Here is a 23,809-nt window from a genome sequence, read left to right on the forward strand (position 1 = left end):
AAGACAGCGTACAAACGAAAAAACTCCGTACTCCGTTCGCGTTCAGACGAGCAGAATACAGAGTTTAGGCGCCCAACCTCAGATTGAAACCGAGTAGAGGCCAAATTTACACAAGTCTTACGCTGCGGCGAACAATTCTTCGTTGATACGTACGTTGGCGTCGCTCATGGCTTTGTTGCGCACTTCATCACCATAGGCCAGGCCTTCGGCGCGCACCACTTCGATGTCGGTGATGCCAAGGAAGCCGAACAGCAGCTTCAAGTAGTCGACGTGAGCAGCGCCGGACGCTTGACCCGCATGCAGGCCGCCGGAGGTGGACACGATGATGACTTTCTTGTTGCCGCACAGGCCTTCCGGGCCGGCTTCGGTGTAGCGGAAGGTCTGGCCGGCGACGGCAATGCGGTCGATCCAGGCTTTGAGTTGCGTCGGGATGGTGAAGTTGTACATCGGCGCACCGACGACGATGGCATCGGCGGCAAGGAACTCGGCCAGCGACGAGGCGCTCAGTTCAGCTTCGTGCTTCTGTGCGGCATCACGCAATTCGGCAGCGGTGCCCAATGCGCCCAGGGTCGCGCCGGAAAAGTGATTGATGGCGTCGCTGGCCAGGTCGCGGTAAGTGACCTCCACACCCGGCTCAGCGGCTTGCCAGGCTTTCACTACGCCAGCGCTGAGCTGACGGGAAGCCGAGTTGTCGCCGAGGATGCTGGAATCGATGTGCAAGAGTTTCATGGTGGATCTCCGAGGTGGGATCGACAAGGGCGATCTGATGGCGTTGATCCTACGCATCAATCCAATAGTCGATAAGCTGCCTGAAATGCGATAGTTTGTCCTACTGACAGGACAATAGGCAGCAGTATGCAAGACCTGAACGATCTCTACTATTTCGCCAAAGTCGTCGAAGCCGGCGGTTTCGCGGCCGCCGGACGGCTGCTGGGCATCCCCAAGTCGCGACTGTCGCGGCGCATCGCCGAGCTGGAAGAACGCCTGGGCGCACGCTTGCTGCAACGCACCACCCGCCAATTGACCCTTACCGCCGTGGGCGAACGCTACCTGCGCCATTGCCAGGCGATGCTGTTGGAAGCCGAGATGGCCGATGAAGCCGTGGCCAGTATGTCCAGTGAGCCGCGTGGGCGTTTGCGGGTCACTTGCCCGGTGGGTTTGGCGCAAAACATGATGCCCGACGTGGTCGCCGGGTTTCTTGCCGCCTACCCCCAGGTGCAACTGGAGATGACCCTGGTCAATCGCCGTGTCGACCTGGTCGCCGAAGGTATCGACGTGGCCCTTCGCGTGCGCGATCTGGGCGACGAAGACCCGTTGCTGGTCACCAAGCGCCTGCGCCCGGCCCAGACCGTGCTGGTTGCCAGCCCCAACTTTTTAAACGGACGACAGGTCGGCACCCTCGACGACCTCAAGCAGCTGCCGATACTTGGCGCACTGGAAGCGGATCGCATGGTGCACCAACGCATTCTCGATCCCCAGGGCAACCCCCAGGACCTGGTGATGGAAGCACGTCTGGGGGTTGATGACTTCAATGTGCGCAAGGCCTGCGCCATCATGGGCCTGGGCTTCACCGTGCTGCCGATGATGTATTGCGAAGAAGAACTGGCCAGTGGCCGTCTGGTGCAACTGCTGCCGCAATGGTCACTGCCGGGCGGCTGGCTGCAGGCGGTGTACCCGCATCGACGTGGCGTGCTGCCGGCCATTCGCGCCTGGATCGATTACCTGGAAGAAGGCTTTAAAAGCTGCGGAGACCGCCTGCTATGAAAATGACCGAAGAACAAGTCGCCACGTTCTGCCTGAGCCTGCCCGGCGCGCGGGAAGACTACAAATGGGGTGGCGTGCGGGTGTTTTCGATCGCCGGCAACAAGATGTTCGCCCTGCAGGGCCTGCGCGGCGACTCGTTGGCGTTCAAGGTCGACAAGGACCTTTTCCTGGGCCACGTGGACCGCCCCGGCATCCACCCCGCGCCGTACCTGGCGCGTGCGCAGTGGATCATCATGAACACGCCCTACCCGCTGGGCGCCGAGGAGTTGCGCGACCTGCTGCGGCGCTCCCACCAACTGGTGGTGAGCAAACTGCCCAAGCGCACGCAGATCGGCTTGCGGCTAGAGGACTGACAACAAGGTGCCGCCCAGAAACAACTGGTCCAGCCAGAACACCTGGTGCAGCAACACAATCACCCAGAACAGCACCTGGTAAGAGACCTTGCGCGTCTTGTGACGAAACACCTGCTGGGCAATCAACGCCCCCGGCCAACCGCCCGCCAGTTCCACGGCGTGGAGGATGTTTTCCGGGGTACGCCAACGCTCGGTCTGGGCTTTGCGCTTGTCGCTCCAGTACAGCAGGAATGCAATGACACTGACCACGCCATAGGCCGCCAGCGGAATCACCGTTTCGCCGCGCCGCCACACCAATACCGACCCCAACAGCGGCGCCGCGCATAACAACGCAAAAATCACCGCTTTCAAGCGCGGGTGCTGGATATTCATGCCTTGGCGGCCGACCAGTCGATCCAGCCGAACTGCCAGGTCGCCAGGATCAACAGGCCGAACCCGATGCGGTACCAGGCAAACGCCGCATAGCTGTGGCTGGCGATGAACTTGAGCAGGCCCTTGACCGCGATCATCGCGAAGATGAACGAGGTGATAAAACCGATGGCGAACACCGGTAGATCGGCCGGCTGGAACAGGTCGCGGTACTTGTAGCCCGAATACACCGCGGCGCCGACCATGGTCGGCATAGCCAGGAAGAACGAGAACTCGGTGGCGGCCTTGCGCGACAGGCCGAACAACAGGCCGCCGATGATGGTGGAACCGGAGCGCGAAGTGCCCGGAATCATCGCCAGGCATTGGGCGAAGCCGATCTTCAGAGCGTCTTTCCAGGTGATGTCGTCAACAGTCTCGGCGTGCACTTCATGCGCGCGGCGCTCGGCCCACAACATGACGATGCCGCCCACCACCAGCGCCGTGGCCACGGTGATCGGGTTGAACAGGTAATGGTGAATCAGGTCGGCGAATATCACCCCCAGCGCCACCGCCGGCAGGAACGCGATCAACAGGTTGACCGTGAAACGCTGGGCGTTGCGCTGGGTCGGCAAGCCGGTGACCACGTCCAGGATCTTGCGCCGGAACTCCCAGACCACCGCCAGGATGGCGCCGAGCTGGATGATGATGTTGAACGCCATCGCGCGCTCGCCGCCGAAGTCGAGCAAATCGGCAACGATGATCTGGTGCCCGGTGCTGGAAATCGGCAGGAACTCCGTAAGCCCCTCGACTACCCCAAGAATCAATGCCTGAATGGCGGTCCAAAAATCCATGCTTCCCCCAAAGGTCATGCCCAGTGGCATGCCTTGTTGATCTTTTAATTGGTTCACTGACGACGCGTGCGTTTTATGGCCCGGCGTTGATGATGATCAACGCCGGCCTGCAAAATTTCGTGAAAAATCAGGCAGTACTCAGGTTTTACGATTTCAGGCCGAAAGCCTATCAGACAAGGCGTAAAAGTCGATGCGACGCCCACAATTATAAAAAGCCCGGAGTGACAGGACGATGAACAGTTTGCGCAATATGTCGATCAGCCGCCGCCTTTGGCTGATCCTGATAGTCGCCGTGCTCATGCTGATGGCCCTGGGTCTGCTGATGCTCAAGCAGATTCATGACGACCTTTACCAGGCCAAAAGACAACAGACCCAACACGTGGTGCAGACCGCCAGCGGCATCCTGACGTTTTATCACAGCCTCGAAACCACCGGCGTGATGACCCGTGACGCCGCGCAAAAACAAGCCCTGAGCGCGGTGCGCGGGCTGCGGTACGACCATGACGATTATTTCTGGATCAACGACCTCACGCCCGTGATGATCATGCACCCGACCAATCCCAAGCTCGATGGCCAGAACCTTTCGGCGATCCGCGATCCGGACGGGTTTGCGATCTTCAACGAGTTCGCCAGCCTGGCCAAGGCCAAGGGCGCCGGCGTCGTCAACTACCGTTGGCCCAAGCCGGGTGCCGAAGCACCAGTGGCCAAGACCTCCTATATCCAACTGTTTGAACCCTGGGGCTGGATCATCGGCTCCGGCGTGTACGTCGACGATGTACAGGCCGAGTTCAGCGCCCAGGTATGGAAAGCGTCGTTCATCCTGCTGGGCATTGCGCTGGTGATGGGTTTGCTGGTGGCCCTGATTGCCCGCAGCATCGTGCAACCGCTGCAGGCGGCGGTAAATGCCATGGGCAATATCGCCAGCGGCGAAAGCGACCTGACCCGCAGTCTCGAAACCCACGGACGCGACGAAGTGACCCAGTTGTCCCAGCACTTCAACAGCTTCACTGCCAAGCTGCGCCAGGTGGTCGGCCAGTTGCAGGCCTGCGCCAACGCCCTGGGCGAGTCCTCCACGGAGCTGGGCAACAACGCCAGCCAGGCCCATGAGCGCAGCCAGCAACAGTCGCAGCAGATGGAGTTGGTGGCCACCGCGATCAACGAAGTCACCTACGGCGTGCAGGACGTGGCCAAGAACGCCGAGCACGCCGCCAGCGAAATGCGCGAAGCCGAAGCACAGGCCCAGCAAGGCCAGGTCAATATCGACGGCAGCCTGCAGCAGATCGACCAGTTGTCCAACACCATCAGCCAGGCCGTGGAAGTGATCCGCACCCTGTCCAGCGAAAGCACGCAGATCGGAGGCGTGCTGGAAGTGATCCGCTCCATCGCCGACCAGACCAACCTGTTGGCGCTCAACGCCGCGATCGAAGCCGCGCGTGCCGGCGAGCAAGGTCGCGGGTTTGCCGTGGTCGCCGACGAAGTGCGGCTGCTGGCCCAGCGCACGCAAAAATCCACCGCCGAAATCCAGCTGATGATCGAGCGCCTGCAGGGCCACTCGGAAGCGGCGGTCAAGGTGATCAGCGACAGCCACAGCGCTTCGCAGCTGACCATCGAACAAGCCGGCCAGGCGGGTGCGAGCCTGACGGCCATCGGCCAGGCCCTGCGCAACCTCAACGGCCTGAACGCGTCGATTGCCAGCGCCACCCTGCAGCAAGCCCATGTGGTGGAAGATATCAATCAGAACGTTACCGAGGCGGCGGGGTTGTCCCACAGCACGGCGATAGCGGCGGAACAGTCGAGCCTGGCCAGTGCGCAGCTGCGCGGCTTGAGTGAACAGCTCGACGGGTTGCTGCGCCAATTCAAGGTCTGATGCGGCTCCACATGTGGGAGGGGCTTGCCCCCGGTATAGGTAATCCGTAGCTGCCGAGCCTTGGCGAGGCTCGGCAGCTACGCAAAGCTTTCGGGCGCAAGTCGAATCATCGCACTGCCCCTTCCACATTTGCCCTCCAGCGTTTTGAAGATTGCTGACCTCTGGTTACAATCACCGCCCTCTCCCACTCTCCCAAGGATCCACCATGTCCGGGCTTGAACTGTTCGCCGCCGCCCTGGGGGTGATCGCTGTCTGGCTGACGGTCAAGCAAAACCCCTGGTGCTGGCCCATCGGCCTGGTGATGGTGCTGCTGTACACCTGGGTGTTCTACGACGTGAAACTCTATTCCAACGTGCTCCTGCAGGTGGTCTATGCCGCCTTGCAAGTCTACGGCTGGTGGCAGTGGACCCGCGCCGGCGAGGTCAGGCAAGAGCGCCAGGTCACGCGCCTGGGTTGGCCCGCGATCATGGTCAGCCTGGCCGTCGGCGCCGTGGGCAGCTTGTTGCTCGGCGCGGCCATGGCCCACTGGACCGACGCTGCACAACCGTGGCTCGACGCCGCGCTCACCGGTTTCAGCCTGGTGGCGCAAATGTGGATGGCGCAGAAGCGCCTGCAGTGCTGGCCGCTGTGGATTGCGGTGGACGTGATCTTTGTCGGGCTGTTCCTCTATAAGGGCCTCTACCTCATCGCCGCGCTTTATGCACTGTTCACCGTGATCGCCGTGCAAGGCTGGCGCGAATGGCGCGCCGACCCGGCGTTGCGCACATGAAGGTGGTGGTACTGGCGGGCCCCGAATCCAGCGGCAAAAGCTGGCTCGCCGCTGAGTTGCACGCGCACTTCGGTGGCTTGATGGTCGGCGAATACGTGCGTTATTTCATCGACCATCATCAGCGCGACACCTGCCTGGCGGACATTCCTGACATCGCCCTCGGCCAACTGGCCTGGGAAGACGCCGCGCGTGCAACGCAACCCAGGCTGCTGATCCTCGACACCCACCTGCTCACCAACAAACTCTGGAGCCAGACCCTGTTCGGCGACTACCCGGCATGGCTGGACGATGAGCTGCTGGCGCGCCACTACGACCTGCACCTGCTGCTCTCGCCCGAAGACGTCGAATGGACCGCCGACGGTCAACGCTGTCAGCCGGAGCTGGCAGACCGTCGCGCGTTTTTCCAGGGCAGCCTGGACTGGATGCAGCAGCATCACCAGCCGGTGGTGGTGATTCGCGGAGATTGGGCAGCGCGCCGCAGCCAAGCGTTCGCGGCAGTGGAGCAGTTGCTGGTCGCGCCTTCACACGCCTGACAGCCCTGGCCTTAACGTTTTTTACGCGTAGCCAGTTGAATCCAGGTCGGCGCATGATCACTGGCATGCGGTTCGTTACGCACCCAGGCGTCCACACCGGCATCTTTCAAATAAGGCGTGAGTGCCGGGTTGAGCAACAGGTGGTCGATGCGCAGGCCAGAGTTTTTCTGCCAGTGCTGACGAAAATAGTCCCAGAACGTATACACGCGCTCATCCGGATACAGATGCCGCAGCGCATCGGTCCAGCCCTGGGCCAGCAGCCGCTGATAACAGGCGCGGCTCTCGGGTTGCAGCAGGGCATCCTTGAGCCAGGAGCGCGGGTTATAGATGTCCAGGTCAGTAGGCACCACATTGAAATCCCCCGCCAGGAGCACGGAATGCTCACTGGCCTGCAGCGCGCCGGCGTAGTCGATCAACCGCTCGAACCAGGCCAGCTTGTAGTCGAATTTCGGCCCAGGTTGCGGGTTGCCGTTGGGCAAATACAGGCAGCCGACCAATACGCCGTGCACGGCCGCTTCGATATAGCGGCTTTGGTTGTCGCTGTCATCACCGGGCAAACCTCGCCGGCTCTCCAGCGGCTGGGCATCCCGCGCCAGGATCGCCACACCGTTCCACGACGCCTGGCCCAGGCAAATCGCACCGTAACCGGCAGCTTCGAAGTCGGCGTAGGGGAACAGGCTTTGCGGCAGCTTGAGTTCTTGCAGGCACACGATATCGGGCTGCTCACGCGCCAGCCACTGCAGCACGTTGGGCAGTCGGGCACGCAGACCGTTGAGATTGAAGGTGGCGATTTTCAGCGCTTTCATGGGGTGGGATCCTTCCAGGGCTCTTTGGGTAGAGCCTGGAAGGCGCACAGATGTTCCATCCACGCATGCCCTGTGGAATCGCGGCGCTCAGGGCCGGCGCGAGTGTTGGCGCAGCAACAGTCGCCGGACAGCTTGTGCTGAATCCACACAGCCCCGCGCCGCAAATACGATCATATCCATTTGAAATAAAACAAGTTATTCCTCTGGCATGGTGCGTGCAATCACCTTCATATAACCCTGAAGGATGCCCCCATGCCCCACACCCTGCCCCAGGCGCTGTTGCGCCAAGCCCAGACCCGCGGTTCAGCGGTTGCCTTGCGCTACAAGCGTCTGGGCATCTGGCAGGTGCGCACCTGGAGCGAACTGGCTGCCGATGTCGGTGGGCTCGCCGCTGCTCTGCACCAGCGCGGTTTCAGTGGCAGCGATGACCTGCTGATCATCAGCCAGGCGCGCCCCGAAGCCTTGCTGCTGGCATTGGCCGCGCAGTGGCTGGGCGGCAGCGTCACGTTGCTGGACCCGGAGCGCGACAACCGCACGCTGCTGGCCAAATTGCGACCGGCTTTTGTGCTGGCGGAAGATGTGCACGCGGTGCAGCAAATTGGTGAACACGGCGTGCGGGTGTACCTCGACGGACGCGGACTGAATCGCCTGCACACCGCTGGTTTGATCGCCTATGCCGACTTGACCACCAACGCTCCCGTCCCCGCCTGCGCCACGCAAACCAGCGCCCTCGCCTTTGTGTATCACACAGACACCACCGCTCAATTAAGCCATGCCCAATTGCTGGCCGGCGCCCGCACCCTGATCACCCGTGAACACTTGACCTGCGACGAAGAAGCGCTCGCCGCCAGGGTATTCGCCGCCAGCGGCCAGGCGCGCTACCTGCTCGCGCCCTGGCTGCACGCCGGCTTTCGCCTGAATTTCCCGGAAGCCCTGGCCACCCGCGACACCGACCGCCGCGAGCTGGGCCCGACCCTGGTGCTGGGCACCCGCGAATCCTACGGGCGCCTGGAACAGTGGGTGGCTGAACGTCTGCCGCTACCGGGGACGTTCAGCCATCGCCTGTACCGCTGGGCCATGCAGCCCACGTCCTCGCCCGTTCGACGCTGGCTGGGCCACTGGCTGGTGCGTCGTCCGTTGCTCGATGTACTGGGCATGAGCCGCCTGCGCGTGCCGTTGCTGGTGGGGCCGCCACTGAGCGCGCAGAGCGCGGCATTCTTCGGCGCGCTGGGCGTTGATCCCAGACATTGGCACGAGCCTTCGCCGCGCCACGAACCCACCGACCACTTACTGTCCCAGACTGTCTGACGAGCCCTCCATGCGCGCACCCACTGAATCGGTATTACTGCGGCTCGATGACATCTCCCTGTCGTTCAAGGGCATCAAGGCCATCACCTCCATCAGCTTCGACGTCAGGGCCGGCGACATCTGCGGGCTGATCGGCCCCAACGGCGCCGGTAAAAGCTCGCTGCTCAATGTGATCAACGGCGTCTACCACCCCCAGAGCGGCAGCATCCGCTATGCCGGCCAGACCCGTCGACGCATGCGTGCGCACCAGGCCGCCGAGGGCGGTATCGCGCGCACCTTCCAGAACATCGCGCTGTTCAAGGGTATGAGCGTGCTCGACAACGTGCTCACCGGACGCAACCTCAAGCGCCGCAGCACCTGGGTCGAACAGATGCTGCGCCTGGGCCGCGCCCCGCGCGAGGACGACGCCCACCGCCTGCACGCGGAAAAGGTCATCGCCTTTTTGCAGATCCATCCCTGGCGCCACGTACTGGTGGGCACCCTGCCCTACGGCCTGCAAAAGCGGGTCGAACTGGCCCGCGCCCTGGCCTGCGAACCGACCCTGTTGCTGCTGGATGAACCCATGGCCGGCATGAACGCCCAGGAAAAGGCGCACATGAGCCAATTCATCCGCGATATCAACCACGAGTTCGGTACCACCGTGGTGTTGATCGAACACGACATCGGCGTGGTGATGGGCTTGTGCGATCACGTGGTGGTGCTCGACTACGGTCGCAAGATCGGCGACGGCACGCCTGAGCAGGTCCGTGCCAACCCGGATGTCATTGCCGCTTACCTGGGTACCTGAACATGGAATTTTTCTTCGAAGTGCTGATCGGCGGCCTGTTGGCGGGCGTGATGTACGCCCTGGTGGCGATTGGTTTTGTGCTGATCTACAAGGCCTCCGGCGTGTTCAATTTTGCCCAGGGCGCCATGGTGCTGTTCGCCGCGCTGACCTTCGTCAGCCTGCTTGAGCGCGGCTTTCCGTTTGCCTGGGCATTCCTGGCCACGCTGGCAAGCCTGGTGGTGCTGGCGCTGCTGATCGAGAAAGTGGTGCTGCGGCCGCTGGTCAATCGCCCGCCGATCATCCTGTTCATGGCCACCCTGGGCCTGTCGTACCTGATCGAAGGGCTGGCGCAGTTTCTGTGGGGCGCCCAGGTGCACGGGTTGGACCTGGGCATCGCCGATGAGCCGCTGGAAATCCGCGGCATGCTGCTCTCGCAATTCGACCTGTTTGCCGCCGGCACCGCCGCCCTGCTGGTGCTGGCCCTGTCCCTGCTGTTCAACAAGACCCGCATCGGCCTGTCGTTGCGCGCGGTGGCCGATGACCCAATGGCGTCGATGGCGGTGGGCATTCGCCTGCCGCGCATCTGGGCACTGGTGTGGGCGGTGGCCGGGTTTGTCGGGCTGGTGGCGGGTTTGCTCTGGGGCGCGCGCCTGGGCGTGCAGTTCTCGCTGTCGCTGGTGGTGCTCAAGGCGTTGCCGGTGCTGATCATCGGCGGATTCTCGTCCATTGGCGGTGCGATTGTCGGCGGTTTGGTCATCGGCGCAGCGGAGAAAATCGCCGAGATCTACCTCGGGCCGATCATCGGCAGCGGTATTGAAAACTGGGTGCCTTACGTCCTGGCCCTGCTGTTTTTGCTGGTACGACCGGCCGGGTTGTTCGGCGAGCGTGCAATCGAACGGGTTTGATGGTTTTTGAGGAACTGCCTGCATGCTGTATCAAGAAGTCGGTCAAATCAGCACCTCCTACGCGGCCGAGCGCCGCACCTTTCGCCTGCGCCAGGACCGTATCGGGCTATGGCTGCTGCTGGGCTTTGCGTTTGTGGCGATGCCCTGGCTGGGCAATGACTATTGGTTCAGCGCGATTCTGGTGCCGCTGCTGGTGCTGTCCCTGGCCGGACTGGGCCTGAACCTGCTGACCGGCTACGCGGGCCAACTCTCGTTGGGCTCGGCGGCGTTCATGGCGGTGGGTGCGTTCGCCGCCTACAACCTGCAACTGCGCGTGCCGGGGTTGCCGCTGCTGTTGAGCTTTGCCCTGGGCGGCGTGATCGCCGCGCTGGTGGCGGTGTTCTTTGGCTTGCCGAGCCTGCGGATCAAAGGGTTCTATTTGCTGGTGGCAACCCTGGCCGCGCAGTTCGTGGTGGAGTGGGTGCTCACCCGCTTCAGCTGGTTTACCAACGACAACGCCTCGGGGGTGATCACTTCACCGCCGCTGTTGATTGCCGGGCTGGATTTCAGCTCGCCGCGCGGCCGTTATGTGCTGACGCTGGCCGTGGTGGTCGCGCTGTTCTGGCTCGGCAAAAACCTGGTGCGCAGCGAGCTGGGCCGCAACTGGATGGCGGTGCGCGACATGGACACTGCCGCGGCCGTGATCGGCATTCGCCTGCTCAAAGCCAAGCTGCTCGCGTTCGCCATCAGTGGCTTCTACCTGGGCGTCGCCGGTTCGCTGTGGGCCTTCACCTACCTGGGCACCGTGGAGCCCCACGGCTTTGACCTGAGCCGCTCATTCCAAGTGTTGTTCATCATCATTATCGGCGGCCTGGGCAGTGTGCTCGGCAACGTGCTGGGCGCGGCGTTCATCGTGTTGTTCCCAATCCTGCTGGGCAACCTCTTCGCGTTGTTGCCCGCCGGTTTGATGGACGCGGGCCAGCTGGAAAACATCCAGAAGATGCTGTTCGGCGCGCTGATCATCACCTTCCTGATCAAGGAACCGGAAGGGCTGGCCCGCCTGTGGCAGCGCTTTCGTCAACGGGCCAGGGTCTGGCCGCTGCGTTACTGAACTCATACCCCCTATCGCTCCCGAGGAATCGCCTTCATGACACACCGCTTATCGCTGCGCCGCCTGGCATTGGGCCTGGCCGTGATCACCGCCACCCTCGCAGGTACCGCCCAGGCTGCCAACGAACAGTACTTTCCGCTGCAAAGCTACCGGGTCGGGCCCTACGCCGCCGGCGGCACGGGCTTCTTCGGCGGGTTTATCGATTACCTGCAATACGTCAACGCCAAGGGCGGCGTGAATGGGGTCAAGTTGACCTGGAGCGAATGCGAGACCGAGTACGTGGTGGAAAAAGGCGTCGAATGCTACGAACGCCTCAAAGGTGGGCTCAATGGCGCACCGGCGGCGGCCACCAACCCATTGTCGGTGGGCATCGCCTACGCCACGCTGGACCGCTCGACGGCCGACAAACTGCCGCTGATCACCATCAACCACGGCCGTACCGATTCCACCGACGGCAGTGTGTTCCCCTACGTGTTTCCGCTGCAATTGAACCCGTATTCGGAAGTCTCGGCGATCATCAATTACATCGGCCAGCGCGAAGGCGGTGCCGACAAGCTCAAGGGCAAGAAAATCGCCGTGCTCTATCACGGTTCGCCCTACGGCAAGGAAACCAACGGCGTACTGGAAACCCTGGCGAAAAACGCGGGCTTTGAGCTGACGTTGCTCGAAGTGCCGCACCCCGGCAACGAACAACAATCGCAATGGTTGAACATCCGCCGCCTCAAACCGGACTGGGTGATCCTGCGCGGCTGGGGCGTGATGAACCCGGTGGCGCTCAAATCGGCGCAGAAAGTCGGCTACCCCGCCGATCACATCATCGGCAATATCTGGAGCAACTCGGAAGAAGACGTGGTGCCGGCCGGCAACGCGGCGAAGGGTTTTATCTCGATCACCACGCACCCATCGGGCACCGACTTCCCGGTGCTGCAAGGCATCAAGCAAAGCGTGGTGGACGCCGGCAAAGGCAACCTGGCCGATCCGAAGCGCTTCGGTACGGTGTACTACAACCTCGGCGTGGTGAACGGCATTCTCAACGTCGAAGCCGTGCGCCTGGCGCAGGAAAAATACGGTGCCAAGCCCTTGACCGGCGAGCAGGTTCGCTGGGGCTTCGAACACCTCAACCTGGACGACGCACGCCTGCAAGCCCTGGGCGCCAAAGGCCTGGTGCAACCGCTGAAACTCTCCTGCGCCGACCACGAAGGCGGCGGCGCGGTACGCTTCCAGCAGTGGGATGGGCAACGCTGGAACCTGATCAGCGACTGGGTGCAGGCCGACCGCGCCTTGCTGCGGCCGATCATCGAGGCATCGGCGGCGCAGTATGCGAAAGAGAAAGGCATTGCGCCGAGGGATTGCAGCAAAGAGCAATGAGGTTTAAATGCGCTTCAAATGTGGGAGCAAGTCGAACCGTCGCACCGCCCCTCCCACATTTGGGCCGCATTGCCTCAGTTGACTCCGAGCTCCACCACCCCCTCGTTCAACCGCACCGGCCACACCCGCAAGCGCTGGTTCGGCGCCTCCAGGCACTGGCCGTCCTGTAGCCGGTAGTGCTGTTTGTAGATCGGCGCAGCCACTACCAGATCCCCCTTGATACTGCCCACCAGGCCACGTCCGATCACGTTCGCGCCGGATTCCGGGTCGTGGTTGTCGATGGCGTACAGCGTCTGGTCCTGCATATCGGGCAGGTAGAACAGCGCCACCTGCGCGCCGTCGAGCCACACCACCACGCCGGAGTTACTCACCAGGTCGGTCTCGTTGCACACGCTTTTCCAGGTGGCCAGGTGTCGCTGAGTATTGGGCTGGCTCATCAGGCAATCTCCTCGATGACGGGAATCAGGTTGAGTTCGGCGGCCATGATCGGCCGGCGCTGGCCGCGCTCCTGGACAAAGTGGATGTCCGGGTCGGGGCGCTTGTCGTTGACGAAGGTGCGGAAACGCTTGAGTTTTTCCGGGTCCTTGAGGGCGTTGGCCCATTCGCACTCGTAGCGATCCACCACCTGCTGCATCTGCGCTTCCAGCTCGGCACCCAGGCCCAGGCTGTCGTGCAGGATCACGTCCTTGAGGAAATCCAGGCCGCCTTCCAGGCTTTCGCGCCACACCGAGGTGCGTTGCAGCTTGTCGGCGGTGCGGATGTAGAACATCAGAAAGCGGTCGATGTACTGGATCAGCGTGGCGTCGTCGAGGTCAGTGGCAAACAGTTCGGCATGGCGTGGGCGCATGCCGCCGTTGCCGGCGATGTAGAGGTTCCAGCCCTTCTCGGTGGCGATCACGCCGACATCCTTGCTCTGCGCTTCGGCGCACTCACGGGTGCAGCCGGACACCGCGAACTTGAGCTTGTGCGGCGAACGCAGGCCCTTGTAGCGGTCCTCGATCAGCAGCGCCATTTTCACGCTGTCCTGCACGCCGTAGCGACACCAGGTGCTGCCCACGCAAGACTTCACCGTACGCGTGGATTTGCCGTAGGCATGCCCGGTTTCGAAGCCGGCGGCGATCAGCTCGGCCCAGATGTCCGGTAGCTCATGCAGTTGCGCGCCAAACAGGTCGATGCGCTGGCCGCCGGTGATCTTGGTGTAAAGGTCGTATTTCTTCGCCACTTCACCGATCACGATCAGCTTGTCGGCAGTGATCTCGCCGCCCGGAATGCGCGGTACCACCGAGTAGGTGCCGTTCTTTTGCATATTGGCCATGAAGGTGTCGTTGGTGTCCTGCAACGGCACCAACGAGGTGTCCATGATCGGCTGGTTCCAGCACGACGCCAGGATCGAGCCCACCGCCGGTTTGCATACATCACAGCCAATATGGCCACGACCGTGCTTGGCCAACAGTTCCTCGAAGGTGAGGATCCCTTCCACGCGTACCAGGGCGTACAACTCCTGACGGGTATAGGCGAAGTGTTCGCACAGGCTCTTGTCGACGCTGACGCCACGGGCAATCAGCTCATGCTCGAAGACTTGCTTGAGCAAGCCGGCGCAGCCCCCGCAACCGGTGCAGGCCTTGGTCTGCGACTTGAGCAGGCCGAGGTCGCTGCAGCCGGCATCGATGGCCGAGCAGATCGCGCCCTTGTTGACGTTGTGGCACGAGCAGACGGTGGCCGATTCCGGCAACGCGCCAGGGCCCAGCGTCGGCGCGCCGGCGGACGACGGCAGGATCAGGCTGGCCGGTTCGGCCGGCAACGCGATAGCGTTCTGCATATATTGCAGCAAGGTGTCGTAGTAGCTGTTATCGCCGACCAGCACCGCGCCGATCACGTGCTTGCCGCTGGCGTCCACCACCAGCCGGCGGTAACTGGCGCTGGCCTCGTCGATGAACTGATAGCTGCGCGCGCCCGGCGTGTGGGCATGGGCGTCGCCGATGGAGCCTACGTCGACGCCGAGCAGTTTGAGTTTGGTCGACATATCGGCACCGACAAAGGGCTCGGCGGCCTGCCCGCACAACAGCGCGGCGACGCCTCGGGCCATCTGGTAGCCCGGCGCGACCAGGCCGAACAGGCTGCCGTTCCACGAGGCGCACTCGCCAATCGCATAAATATGCGGGTCACAGCTCAAACATTCGTCGTTGATCGCCACGCCGCCGCGCGGGCCGATCTCCAGGCCGGCCTGGCGCGCCAGGGCATCCTGGGCGCGGATACCGGCGGAGAATACGATCAGATCGGTTTCAATGAATTCGTCATTGGCAAAGTTCATGCGGTAGCGGTACTGCTCGCCCGCGCTGATCGACTGGGTGGCGCGGGACAGGTGCACACCGACGCCCAAACGCTCGATCTGGGCCTTGAGCGCCAAGCCGCCAAAATCATCCAATTGCACCGGCATCAGGCGCGGCGCGAATTCAACCACGTGGGCTTCCAGGCCGAGGCTTTTGAGGGCATTGGCCGCTTCCAGGCCGAGCAGGCCACCGCCGACCACCACGCCACGCCGGGCATTGGCCGCCGCGGCGCGAATGGCATCAAGGTCTTGCAGGGTGCGATACACCAGGCGCGAATCGCCTTCGGCGCCTTCAATCGGCGGCACGAACGGATAAGAGCCGGTCGCCAGTACCAAGGTGTCGTATGCCACGCAGCCTTGGGCGGTGATCACCTCGAGGCGCGCGCGGTCGATTTCCAGTACTGGCACGCCCAAGTGCAAGGTGATGCCCGGCGTCTGGTACAACGACGCCTCGGACAGCGCCAGCGACTCGGCATCGCGGCCGGTGAAGTACTCGGACAAATGCACACGGTCGTAGGCACGCATCGGCTCTTCGCTGAACACATGCAGATGGTAGTGCTCCAGCGCACCGCGTTCGATCAGTTGCTCCACACAGTGGTGGCCGACCATGCCATTGCCGACGACGACCAGGGTTTTCAGCTCTTTCAGATTGGCGTTCTTGGAATTCATATCAGCACCCGACAACACTCATCACGGTTAAAAAAAGCAAAAAAAAACGCCTGAAACCTTGCGGTTCCAGGCGTCTTTGCCTGTTCTTTGGCGGGATCGGTTCGGACGACATCGCCGGATCCATCGCTTTATGCCCATGACCTGTATGGCCTGTCGATCGTCGTTGACCGAGTGGGGTTGAGGGTGAGCTTGCAGGCTCTGTGCCAATTGGCCACGGAGCCGCATGCACGGCCACTAAAGCTGCCTACCCCTGCCAGATCCCCTTTGATTGCGCCTCCCGCTGGTGCACCTCGCCTCATAAAAGTGCGTTTCTGTGGCGAGGGAGCTTGCTCCCGCTGGGCTGCGAAGCGGCCCTTGAAGCGGGCTCCAGCTGCGCTGTCGGACGGGAGCAAGCGCCCTCGCCACGGTGCGTTATCCAATTGAAATGAGAAGCTGGCGCGTGACTTGCTAGGAACACGTCAAGAGCAATCAACGCTGATTGCCCACACACGACAAAGGCGCCGTGCAGCCCCCGTTTCCAAACGGAGGGTTGCAGGGCGCTTTTTTGTTGTCGGGCAGAAAAAGTATCGAGGGTGACGGATGGCAAACCAGAACGTACGCAGCGTGTGTCCTTATTGTGGGGTGGGCTGCGGCATCGTCATGCAGGTCGAACACAATAAAGTGGTCAAGGTGATCGGCGACAAGGCCCACCCCACCAACGCCGGTCGCCTGTGCACCAAGGGCACCACTTGCGGGCAGGCCATCGCCGATTCAGGGCGCATGGAAAATGCCTACCTGCGTGAGCAGCGTGACCACGACCCGGTACGCCTGGCCATGGACACGGCCATCAGCGAAACCGCCGGCCGCCTGCGCGGCATCCTCGACACCCATGGTCCCAATGCGCTGGCGTTCTACGTGTCCGGGCAGATGTCGCTGGAGGCGCAATACCTGATCAACAAGTTGGCCAAGGGCTTCGTGCGCACCCGCCATATCGAATCCAACTCGCGCCTGTGCATGGCCAGCGCCGGCAGCGGCTACAAACTGTCGCTGGGCGCCGACGGGCCGCCCGGCTCCTACGATGACTTCGAGCGCGCCGACCTGTTCTTTGTGATCGGCGCGAATATGGCCGACTGTCACCCGATCCTGTTCCTGCGCATGATGGACCGGGTCAAGGCCGGGGCGAAGCTGATCGTGGTCGACCCACGGCGCAGCGCCACCGCCGATAAGGCCGACCTGTATCTGCCGATCAAACCGGGCACCGACCTCGCCTTGCTCAACGGCCTGCTGCACCTGCTGGTGAAAAACGGCCACACCGACCCGGCCTTTATTGCTGCGTTCACCCAGGGCTGGGAGGCCATGCCCGGTTTCCTTGACGACTACCCGCCGCACACCGTCGCCGAAATCACCGGCCTGGCCGAAGCGGATATTCGTCAAGCCGCCGACTGGATCGGCGCGGCCGACGAGTGGATGAGTTGCTGGACCATGGGGCTGAACCAGAGCACCCACGGCACCTGGAACACCAACGCCCTGTGCAACCTGCACCTGGCCACCGGCGCGATCTGCCGCCCCGGCAGCGGGCCGTTTTCCCTCACCGGCCAACCCAACGCCATGGGCGGCCGCGAGATGGGCTATATGGGGCCTGGCCTGCCGGGGCAACGCTCGATGCTGGTGGAAGCCGATCGCGCCTTTATCGAGGACCTGTGGCAGATCCCCCCTGAGAGCCTGCCGCGCGAGGCCGGCGGCGGCACCGTGGCGATGTTCGAAGAAATGGCTGCCGGGCAGATCAAGGCCTGCTGGATCATCTGCACCAACCCGGTGGCCAGCGTGCCGAACCGGCAGACCGTGATCGACGGCTTGCGCAGCGCCGAACTGGTGATCACTCAGGATGCGTTCCTCGACACCGAGACCAACCGCTACGCCGACATCCTGCTGCCCGGCGCGCTGTGGGCCGAGGCCGAAGGGGTGATGATCAACTCCGAACGCAACCTGACCCTGATGCAAAAAGCCGTCGAGGCGCCGGGCGACACCTTGCCCGACTGGCAGATCATCGCCAGGGTCGCGTGTGCAATGGGCTTTGCCGACGCCTTCACCTACGCCTGCGCCAGCGAGGTGTTTGAAGAGATCAAACGCGCCTGGAACCCCAAGACCGGCTACGACATTCGCGGCGCCAGTTACTCGCGTCTGCGTGAACAACCGCTGCAATGGCCCCTCGCCGCCGCCGATGCGCCGGCTCGCAACCCGATCCGCTACGTGCACAACGGCGCGATCACCTTCGCCACCGACAGCGGCAAAGGTCAGTTCTTCGCCCGCCCGCATATGCCGCCGGCGGAAATGCCCGATGACACCTTCCCCTTCGTGCTCAACACCGGCCGCGTGCAGCACCAGTGGCACACCCTGACCAAGACCGGCAAGGTCGCCACCTTGAACAAGCTCAACCCCGGCCCGTTCGTGGAAATTCACCCGGAGGATGCGGCACGCCTGGGCATCAAGGCCAAGGATTCGATAGAGGTGCGCTCCCTGCGTGGCCGCGCGGTGCTGCCCGCGGTGATCACCGACCGCGTACGCCCCGGCAGCTGTTTTGCGCCCTTTCACTGGAACGATGTGTTTGGCGAACACCTGGCGATCAACGCCGTGACCCACGACGCCGTCGACCCGATTTCGCTGCAGCCCGAATTCAAGTGCTGCGCGGTTGCCCTGGCGCGGGTCGAGCTGATCGACCACCAGTTCCTCGACCAACCGGGCACCACCCATCCTGACCTTGCAGGGAACCTCGCCATGTCGCGCCTGGACGCCTTCGCCGAACTCGCCGGTATCCGCAATGTACCGGCGCCGCTCCTGAGTGAGAGCGAGCGCACCTACCTCGCCGGGTTCCTCAGCGGCCTGCAATCGAGTGTCGGCCGCCAGGTCGAAGGGGTGCCGGTGATGCCGGCGAGCGCACCGTTGGCCCAGGCGTCGCGCGTGTGGCTGGACGGCTTGCTCGGGGGGCTATTCAGTCGCACGCAAACCACCCCGGCGCCCTCCCCCGATGTCACCTTGTTGTGGGCCTCGCAAACCGGTAACGCCGAAGCGCTGGCCGAACGGTTTGCCAAACGCCTGCGGGAGGCCGGTATCAGCGTGGAGCTGAGCGCGATGGCGGACTTCCCGGCCAGCAAGTTGGCCAGCACGCAGAACCTGGCGCTGATCAGCAGCACCTTCGGCGACGGCGACGCGCCGGACAATGGCGAAGCGTTCTGGCACAGCCTCAGCACCGTCGAGACACGCCTGGAGTCCCTGCGCTTTGCGGTGCTGGCCCTGGGCGATCCTAATTACGACCAGTTCTGCAAACACGGCAAGCGCCTCGACCAGCGGCTGCTGGAACTGGGCGCCACGCGCCTGTTGGAGCGGGTGGACTGCGACACCGAATTCGAAGAGCGCGCCGATGCCTGGCTGATGCGCTTGCAGCAAACCCTGCACCCGACCAAGTCCATCATCCAAGCCACACCTGCCGGCAAAACCAAGCTGCATGGCTCACGGCTGCTGCTCAACCGGCACCTGAACCCCCACAGCCCACATAAGGAAACCCGCCAGTTCGCCCTCGATCTCGCGGACTCCGGGCTGACCTATGAAGCCGGTGATGCCCTGGGTGTGCGGCCGCGCAACTGCCCGGAATTGGTCAGCGAATTGCTTGACCTGACGCGCCTTGACGCCAACACCACGGTGAGCATCGACACCTTCGGCGACGTGCCGCTGCAACAGGCCCTGACCCAGCATTTCGAAATCGCCCGGCCCAGCAGCGAAACCCTCGCCTTTATCGCCGAGCGCAGCGCCAACCCAGGCCTTGAGCAGTTACTGCGGCCCGAGCACAAGAGCGAACTGAACGACTGGCTGTGGGGCCGGCAACTGGTGGATGTGCTGCAGCACTACCCCATCGACTGTTCGGCGGACGAGTTGCTCGGCACCCTCAGGCGCCTGCAACCGCGCTTGTATTCGATCGCCTCCAGTGCCAAGGCGCACCCTCGGGAAGTCCACCTCACCGTGGCGGCGGTGCGTTATGGCAAGCGCAAGGGCGTGTCCTCGACCTTCCTCGCCGACCGTGTCGGTGACGGCGAGGTGCCGGTGTTCGTGCAGCCGTCCAAACACTTCCGTACACCCCGCGACGGCGATGTGCCCATGATCATGATCGGCCCCGGAACCGGTGTGGCGCCGTTCCGCGCGTTTTTGCAGGAGCGCCGCGCCCTGGGGCATCAGGGGCGCAACTGGTTGTTCTTTGGCGAACAGCACGCCGCCAGCGACTTCTACTATCAGGACGAACTGCAAGGCATGCAGCGCGACGGTTTGCTCACCCATTTGAGCCTGGCGTTTTCCCGTGACCAGGCACAAAAAATCTACGTGCAGGACCGCATCCGCGAACAGGGCGCCGAGCTGTGGCGCTGGTTGCAGGACGGCGCCAGGCTTTACATCTGCGGCGATGCCAGCCACATGGCCAAGGATGTCGACCAGGCATTGCGCCAGGTGGCTCAAACCCACGGCGGGCTTGGCGCAGAGAGTGCCATCGAGTACTGGCGCCAGTTGAGCGAGCAGAAACGTTATCTGCGTGATGTGTACTGATTGGATACAGAACAATCGAGTTTTGTATTGTGTACAAAAAACCCTAAAGTTTTATCCAGTCATGGCCGAGACATCATTGATAGCAAATCGCCGGTGTTCTTTTTATAGAACGTGACGATTTAACCGCCCTCTACGCCGATGGTCGTCTCGATGAAAATAAAGAATAAGCTGGTGCTGGCTTTTGTCTCCGTTGCGTTTATCCCGGTAAGCCTGGTGGCCGTGATCTCTGTGATGAACACACGGACCCAGGCGGTCGATCAGTTCATCGACGGCAGTACCCGGGAAATCCGCCAGATCGATGGCAACATCCGCCAGTTCTTCGACGGCACGCAGCAAAACGTCGATCAGATGGCCACCGATCCTGTGTACACGTCTATCGATACGCTGAAGAACTACCAGCCCGCCGACGCGGCGAGCCAGCCGATGCCCGCGCCGGCGCAAGCCGTGATCGACCGCTTCGCGCGCTTTGGCGCCACCCACCCGGCGGCGGCGATCCTGTCCATCGGCCTGGAAGACGGCACCTACGTCAAATGGCCGGATGACCCGCAACTGGCCAAATACGATCCGCGCGCGCGCCCCTGGTACAAGGCGGCGATGGCCAGCCCCGGCAAAACCGTGCGCACCCCGGCGTATTACTACGACAAAGACGACGTGGCCCTGGTGGGCACCGCGCGGGCGTTGCTGGACAACGCCGGCAAAGCCAAGGGCGTATTCGTGGTCAGCGTGTCGCTGAAAAACCTCACCGAGCTGGTCAAGAGCATCAAGCTTGGCGAAAGCGGCTACGTGATGCTGATCGAAGACGGCGTGGTGCTGGTCGACCCGCGCGACGCGGCCCATAGCTTCAAACCACTCAAGGACCTCGGCGCGGCCTATGCGCACCTGGCGGATACAACGCAGGGCTCTACCGAAGTGGAGATCAATGGCGTGCGCTATATGGCCAACGTGTGGACCTCCCCTGGCCTGGGCTGGCGTTATATCGGCCTGATCGAACACAACGAAGTCATGGCCGAAGCCACGCGCATGACCTACATCACCGCGATCATCGTCGCCGTGCTGGTGCTGGTCTTCGGGTTGCTCGCGGCGGCGTTTTCCAAGGTCATCGTCAAGCCCATCGGCCAGGTCAGCACCGGCTTGCAGTCCATCGCCGAGGGTGAAGGCGACCTGCGCCACTCGCTGCAGGTGCAAGGCAAGGACGAAACCGCCGAACTGGCGGGCTGGTTCAACAAGTTTCTCGCGGCCATTCGCCAACTGATCCAGCACATCGGCGCCGCCTCGACCAACTTGCAGAACGCCTCCAAGGTCAACAGCGAGGTGGCGCATAACATGAACGAGGCCGCCGGACGCCAGCGCGAAGCGGTGGAACTGGTGTCGACCGCGTTCAATGAAATGGTCGCCACGGCCAACGAAGTGGCCCGCTCTTGCAGCAGCGCCGCCGAGTCGGCCGAGAACGGCCACCGCCGTGTGGCCGAGGGCAAGCAGCAGATCGAGGTCACCACCGACAACGTCAACCGCCTGGGCCGGCGCCTGAGCGAATCGTCCCAGGCCATGGTCGAGTTGGAAGCCGGTAGCCGCAGCATCAACCAGATCCTCGGCACCATCCGTGCGATTGCCGAACAGACCAACCTGCTGGCACTCAATGCCGCCATCGAAGCCGCCCGCGCCGGTGACCAGGGCCGTGGCTTTGCCGTGGTGGCCGACGAAGTGCGCGCACTGGCCAAGCGCACCTCGGACTCCACCGGCGAAATCGAACACCTGCTCGGCACCCTCGGCAGCAAGACCGAGGAAGTCACGCAAAAAATGAGCAGTTGCCTGGACCTGTCAAAGGCCAGCGTGTCGTCCATCGAAAGCGCACGGGGCAGCTTTGAGGGGATCGAACTGTCGGTCAACGAAATCCGCGACCAGAACCTGCAGATCTCCGCCGCCGCAGAGGAACAACACAGCGTGGCTGAGGAGATCAACCGGCATATCCAGCAGATCTACGACGAAGCGCGGCTGGTGGAAAGCCTGGCCAACTCGGCCCAGGACGACTCGGGACGGTTGTCGGACCTGTCGGATGAGCTGAATGGGCTGGTGGGGCGGTTCAAGTCGTAGAACGTTGGCAACAACCCAGACCGGCGGTGGCTATTGTTGAAGTGAAACCATCCAGCTTAGAAAAGCTTGAAGCCGGGTAGAAAAGTGACCGGCCTCAGCCTCAGGGTTTCTGGCTTCGAACAAAAAGAACGCTACCTGGGTCACCTTGGCCGGATAACATCGGACGAACATCGCTGCATGCTCTTCAAGTGTTTGAGGCCATGACGATGCAACATCCAGGCACACGGCATGCGTGGCCCTGATCAGTTTTCGCGAGGCTTCACGCTGCAGGCGAAGGCGCACCTGCTCGGTATCGGCGCGTGCGATGCGGGCAAGGTACCCGGCCAGCACCTGTTCAACGTCACCGTTCACCGCCAGGGCGATTTCACGGGACGGCCGAAACCGCTCGAAGTGCTGCGCCAGGTCGTTGCCCCAGATGCAACGGCAATGGTGCTTGAGCCAGTAGCCCCAGCTATGTCTGTTTTCGGCCGCCAGTGCCTGCGAGCGGCTGCCGATATCGAAATCGATCTTACTGACCTGGGGATGTCGCTGCTCCAGTGCGTGGCGGATCGCCTCCAATTGTTCCAACACCTGCGCAGTTGCCGGTTCGTGCAGCACCAACGTGAGGTCCAGGTCGGAAACACCGGGTACGGCATCCCCTCTCGCGACGCTGCCGTAAAGATAAATCCCGTCCAACCCGATGCCCGCCTGCGGGAGCGAAGCGCAAACATCGGCAAGCAGTGGCTGGTATTCACGCTGCACCGGTCGATCCGAGACAGTGAGGATAAAGCCTTGCGCATCCAGGCCCGTAGCCGCAGTTCTCATGCGCGATGCACCTCAATCACCACCCCCTCCTCTTCACTCGGCACACAAAAATGGCGCGTGATCAGATCAAACTCGGCATCCGTCGCGGCGAAATCATGCTCACCGCGCGCATTGCGTGCATGCAGCCGTGCGCGGCACGTGTCGTCGTCGAGTTCGAGGTAGTGCAGGCGGTGCGGCACCTGGGCCGCCTGGGCCAGGCCAAACAGCCATTCGCGCTGGCTCAGGGTATTGGCCGGAAAATCCAGCACCACGTTGTTGCCTGACGCCAGCAGATTGATGACCAGCGGCCCCATGACGCCACGAATGCGCTGGGCGCAGCGCAGGTAATCGGCCAGCGACAGAATTTCACCGGGGTACAACTGCGCAAGCCAATGGTCTTCGCCGAGCAGTATCGCGCCGTGTTCAGCGGTGAGGGTGTTGGCAAGCGTTGACTTGCCCGAGGCGATCTTGCCGCACAGCAGGTGCAGGGTCGGCATGGGGGCTTTCCTTTGTGTGGCCTTGAAGCATGCCATCTTTGACGCTGTTTCATAACATTTCAGCGTCAATTGCCCTGAACTTTCCTACTGGCGCTGCGTTCACTTCCTATGTGCTGCCCCGACCTGGGGCGTTGATAACGTTGGAA

General features: G+C 62.7%; 20 protein-coding genes and 1 pseudogene. 13 read left to right on the forward strand and 8 right to left on the reverse strand.

Annotation, left to right across the window (positions count from 1 at the left end; all coding sequences use genetic code 11):
• Positions 1-117: 117 nt before the first annotated feature.
• Positions 118-729 (reverse strand): FMN-dependent NADH-azoreductase, encoded by a 612-nt coding sequence (locus V6M90_RS13415; RefSeq protein WP_003174249.1) that lies wholly within the window; start codon positions 727-729, stop codon positions 118-120.
• Between the two features lie 126 nt (positions 730-855).
• On the opposite strand from V6M90_RS13415, the gene V6M90_RS13420 reads away from it, so the two are divergent.
• Positions 856-1,764, forward strand: a complete 909-nt coding sequence (locus tag V6M90_RS13420) for a LysR substrate-binding domain-containing protein (protein WP_078733414.1) — start codon at positions 856-858, stop codon at positions 1,762-1,764.
• Entirely contained in the window at positions 1,761-2,117 is a 357-nt protein-coding gene (locus V6M90_RS13425) for an MmcQ/YjbR family DNA-binding protein (protein WP_305427225.1), read from the forward strand. Before V6M90_RS13420 ends, V6M90_RS13425 begins: the two co-directional genes overlap by 4 nt.
• Here V6M90_RS13425 and V6M90_RS13430 read toward each other — a convergent pair.
• Positions 2,106-2,489: a DUF1294 domain-containing protein gene (locus V6M90_RS13430; RefSeq protein ID WP_003174253.1), complete on the reverse strand. Its 384-nt coding sequence runs from the start codon at positions 2,487-2,489 to the stop codon at positions 2,106-2,108. The genes V6M90_RS13425 and V6M90_RS13430 overlap by 12 nt on opposite strands.
• Complete coding sequence (locus tag V6M90_RS13435) at positions 2,486-3,316, reverse strand: undecaprenyl-diphosphate phosphatase (RefSeq protein ID WP_003174254.1); 831 nt, start codon at positions 3,314-3,316, stop codon at positions 2,486-2,488. Before V6M90_RS13435 ends, V6M90_RS13430 begins: the two co-directional genes overlap by 4 nt.
• A gap of 232 nt (positions 3,317-3,548) precedes the next feature.
• Here V6M90_RS13435 and V6M90_RS13440 point away from each other — a divergent pair, with 232 nt between their 5' ends.
• The 3 genes from V6M90_RS13440 (at position 3,549) to V6M90_RS13450 (ending at position 6,485) form a co-directional block, all read left to right on the forward strand.
• A complete protein-coding gene (locus V6M90_RS13440; RefSeq protein ID WP_141063949.1) occupies positions 3,549-5,183 on the forward strand; it encodes a methyl-accepting chemotaxis protein in 1,635 nt (544 codons plus the stop codon).
• A gap of 205 nt (positions 5,184-5,388) precedes the next feature.
• On the forward strand, positions 5,389-5,952 hold the full coding sequence (gene pnuC / locus V6M90_RS13445) for a nicotinamide riboside transporter PnuC (RefSeq protein WP_141063950.1): 564 nt from the start codon (positions 5,389-5,391) through the stop codon (positions 5,950-5,952).
• Complete coding sequence (locus V6M90_RS13450; RefSeq protein ID WP_003174257.1) at positions 5,949-6,485, forward strand: AAA family ATPase; 537 nt, start codon at positions 5,949-5,951, stop codon at positions 6,483-6,485. Before pnuC ends, V6M90_RS13450 begins: the two co-directional genes overlap by 4 nt.
• Before the next feature lie 11 nt (positions 6,486-6,496).
• On the opposite strand, the gene xth is transcribed toward V6M90_RS13450, so the two are convergent.
• Positions 6,497-7,291, reverse strand: coding sequence for an exodeoxyribonuclease III (gene xth, locus V6M90_RS13455; RefSeq protein ID WP_332846654.1), 795 nt, complete (start codon positions 7,289-7,291; stop codon positions 6,497-6,499).
• 252 nt (positions 7,292-7,543) lie between these two features.
• On the opposite strand from xth, the gene V6M90_RS13460 reads away from it, so the two are divergent.
• From V6M90_RS13460 to V6M90_RS13480, 5 genes are read left to right on the forward strand one after another with little or no spacing between them, the layout of a single operon-like run.
• Positions 7,544-8,599, forward strand: coding sequence for an AMP-binding protein (locus tag V6M90_RS13460; protein WP_003174260.1), 1,056 nt, complete (start codon positions 7,544-7,546; stop codon positions 8,597-8,599).
• Between the two features lie 10 nt (positions 8,600-8,609).
• Entirely contained in the window at positions 8,610-9,386 is a 777-nt protein-coding gene (locus V6M90_RS13465; protein ID WP_003174261.1) for an ABC transporter ATP-binding protein, read from the forward strand.
• A 2-nt stretch (positions 9,387-9,388) separates the two neighbouring features.
• On the forward strand, positions 9,389-10,270 hold the full coding sequence (locus V6M90_RS13470; RefSeq protein WP_003174262.1) for a branched-chain amino acid ABC transporter permease: 882 nt from the start codon (positions 9,389-9,391) through the stop codon (positions 10,268-10,270).
• Positions 10,271-10,292: 22 nt separating this feature from the next.
• Positions 10,293-11,360, forward strand: coding sequence for a branched-chain amino acid ABC transporter permease (locus tag V6M90_RS13475; protein WP_003174263.1), 1,068 nt, complete (start codon positions 10,293-10,295; stop codon positions 11,358-11,360).
• A 36-nt stretch (positions 11,361-11,396) separates the two neighbouring features.
• Positions 11,397-12,728, forward strand: a complete 1,332-nt coding sequence (locus V6M90_RS13480; protein ID WP_003174264.1) for an ABC transporter substrate-binding protein — start codon at positions 11,397-11,399, stop codon at positions 12,726-12,728.
• A 74-nt stretch (positions 12,729-12,802) separates the two neighbouring features.
• On the opposite strand, the gene nirD is transcribed toward V6M90_RS13480, so the two are convergent.
• The gene (nirD, locus tag V6M90_RS13485; RefSeq protein ID WP_003174265.1) at positions 12,803-13,165 is read right to left on the reverse strand and encodes a nitrite reductase small subunit NirD; all 363 of its coding nucleotides are present in this window, start codon (positions 13,163-13,165) and stop codon (positions 12,803-12,805) included.
• On the reverse strand, positions 13,165-15,726 hold the full coding sequence (gene nirB / locus V6M90_RS13490) for a nitrite reductase large subunit NirB (RefSeq protein WP_332846655.1): 2,562 nt from the start codon (positions 15,724-15,726) through the stop codon (positions 13,165-13,167). Before nirB ends, nirD begins: the two co-directional genes overlap by 1 nt.
• 579 nt (positions 15,727-16,305) lie before the next feature.
• Here nirB and V6M90_RS13495 point away from each other — a divergent pair.
• The 3 genes and pseudogenes from V6M90_RS13495 (at position 16,306) to V6M90_RS30200 (ending at position 22,383) form a co-directional block, all read left to right on the forward strand.
• Positions 16,306-20,292 carry a bifunctional nitrate reductase/sulfite reductase flavoprotein subunit alpha gene (locus V6M90_RS13495; RefSeq protein WP_332846656.1) on the forward strand — a complete coding sequence of 1,329 codons (3,987 nt, stop codon included), beginning with the start codon at positions 16,306-16,308 and terminating at the stop codon, positions 20,290-20,292.
• Between the two features lie 231 nt (positions 20,293-20,523).
• Positions 20,524-21,528: pseudogene (locus V6M90_RS30195) on the forward strand (cache domain-containing protein); the annotation flags it as partial.
• Positions 21,529-21,615: 87 nt separating this feature from the next.
• Positions 21,616-22,383 carry a methyl-accepting chemotaxis protein gene (locus V6M90_RS30200; protein WP_408637309.1) on the forward strand — a complete coding sequence of 256 codons (768 nt, stop codon included), beginning with the start codon at positions 21,616-21,618 and terminating at the stop codon, positions 22,381-22,383.
• Between the two features lie 30 nt (positions 22,384-22,413).
• Here V6M90_RS30200 and V6M90_RS13505 read toward each other — a convergent pair whose 3' ends face one another.
• Positions 22,414-23,187 carry a nucleotidyltransferase domain-containing protein gene (locus tag V6M90_RS13505; protein WP_332846658.1) on the reverse strand — a complete coding sequence of 258 codons (774 nt, stop codon included), beginning with the start codon at positions 23,185-23,187 and terminating at the stop codon, positions 22,414-22,416.
• Complete coding sequence (locus tag V6M90_RS13510; RefSeq protein WP_003174272.1) at positions 23,184-23,663, reverse strand: AAA family ATPase; 480 nt, start codon at positions 23,661-23,663, stop codon at positions 23,184-23,186. The genes V6M90_RS13505 and V6M90_RS13510 overlap by 4 nt, the downstream gene beginning before the upstream one ends.
• Positions 23,664-23,809 lie beyond the last annotated feature (146 nt).

It is taken from the genome of Pseudomonas lactucae (genome assembly GCF_036688725.1).
Classification (GTDB): domain Bacteria; phylum Pseudomonadota; class Gammaproteobacteria; order Pseudomonadales; family Pseudomonadaceae; genus Aquipseudomonas; species Aquipseudomonas lactucae.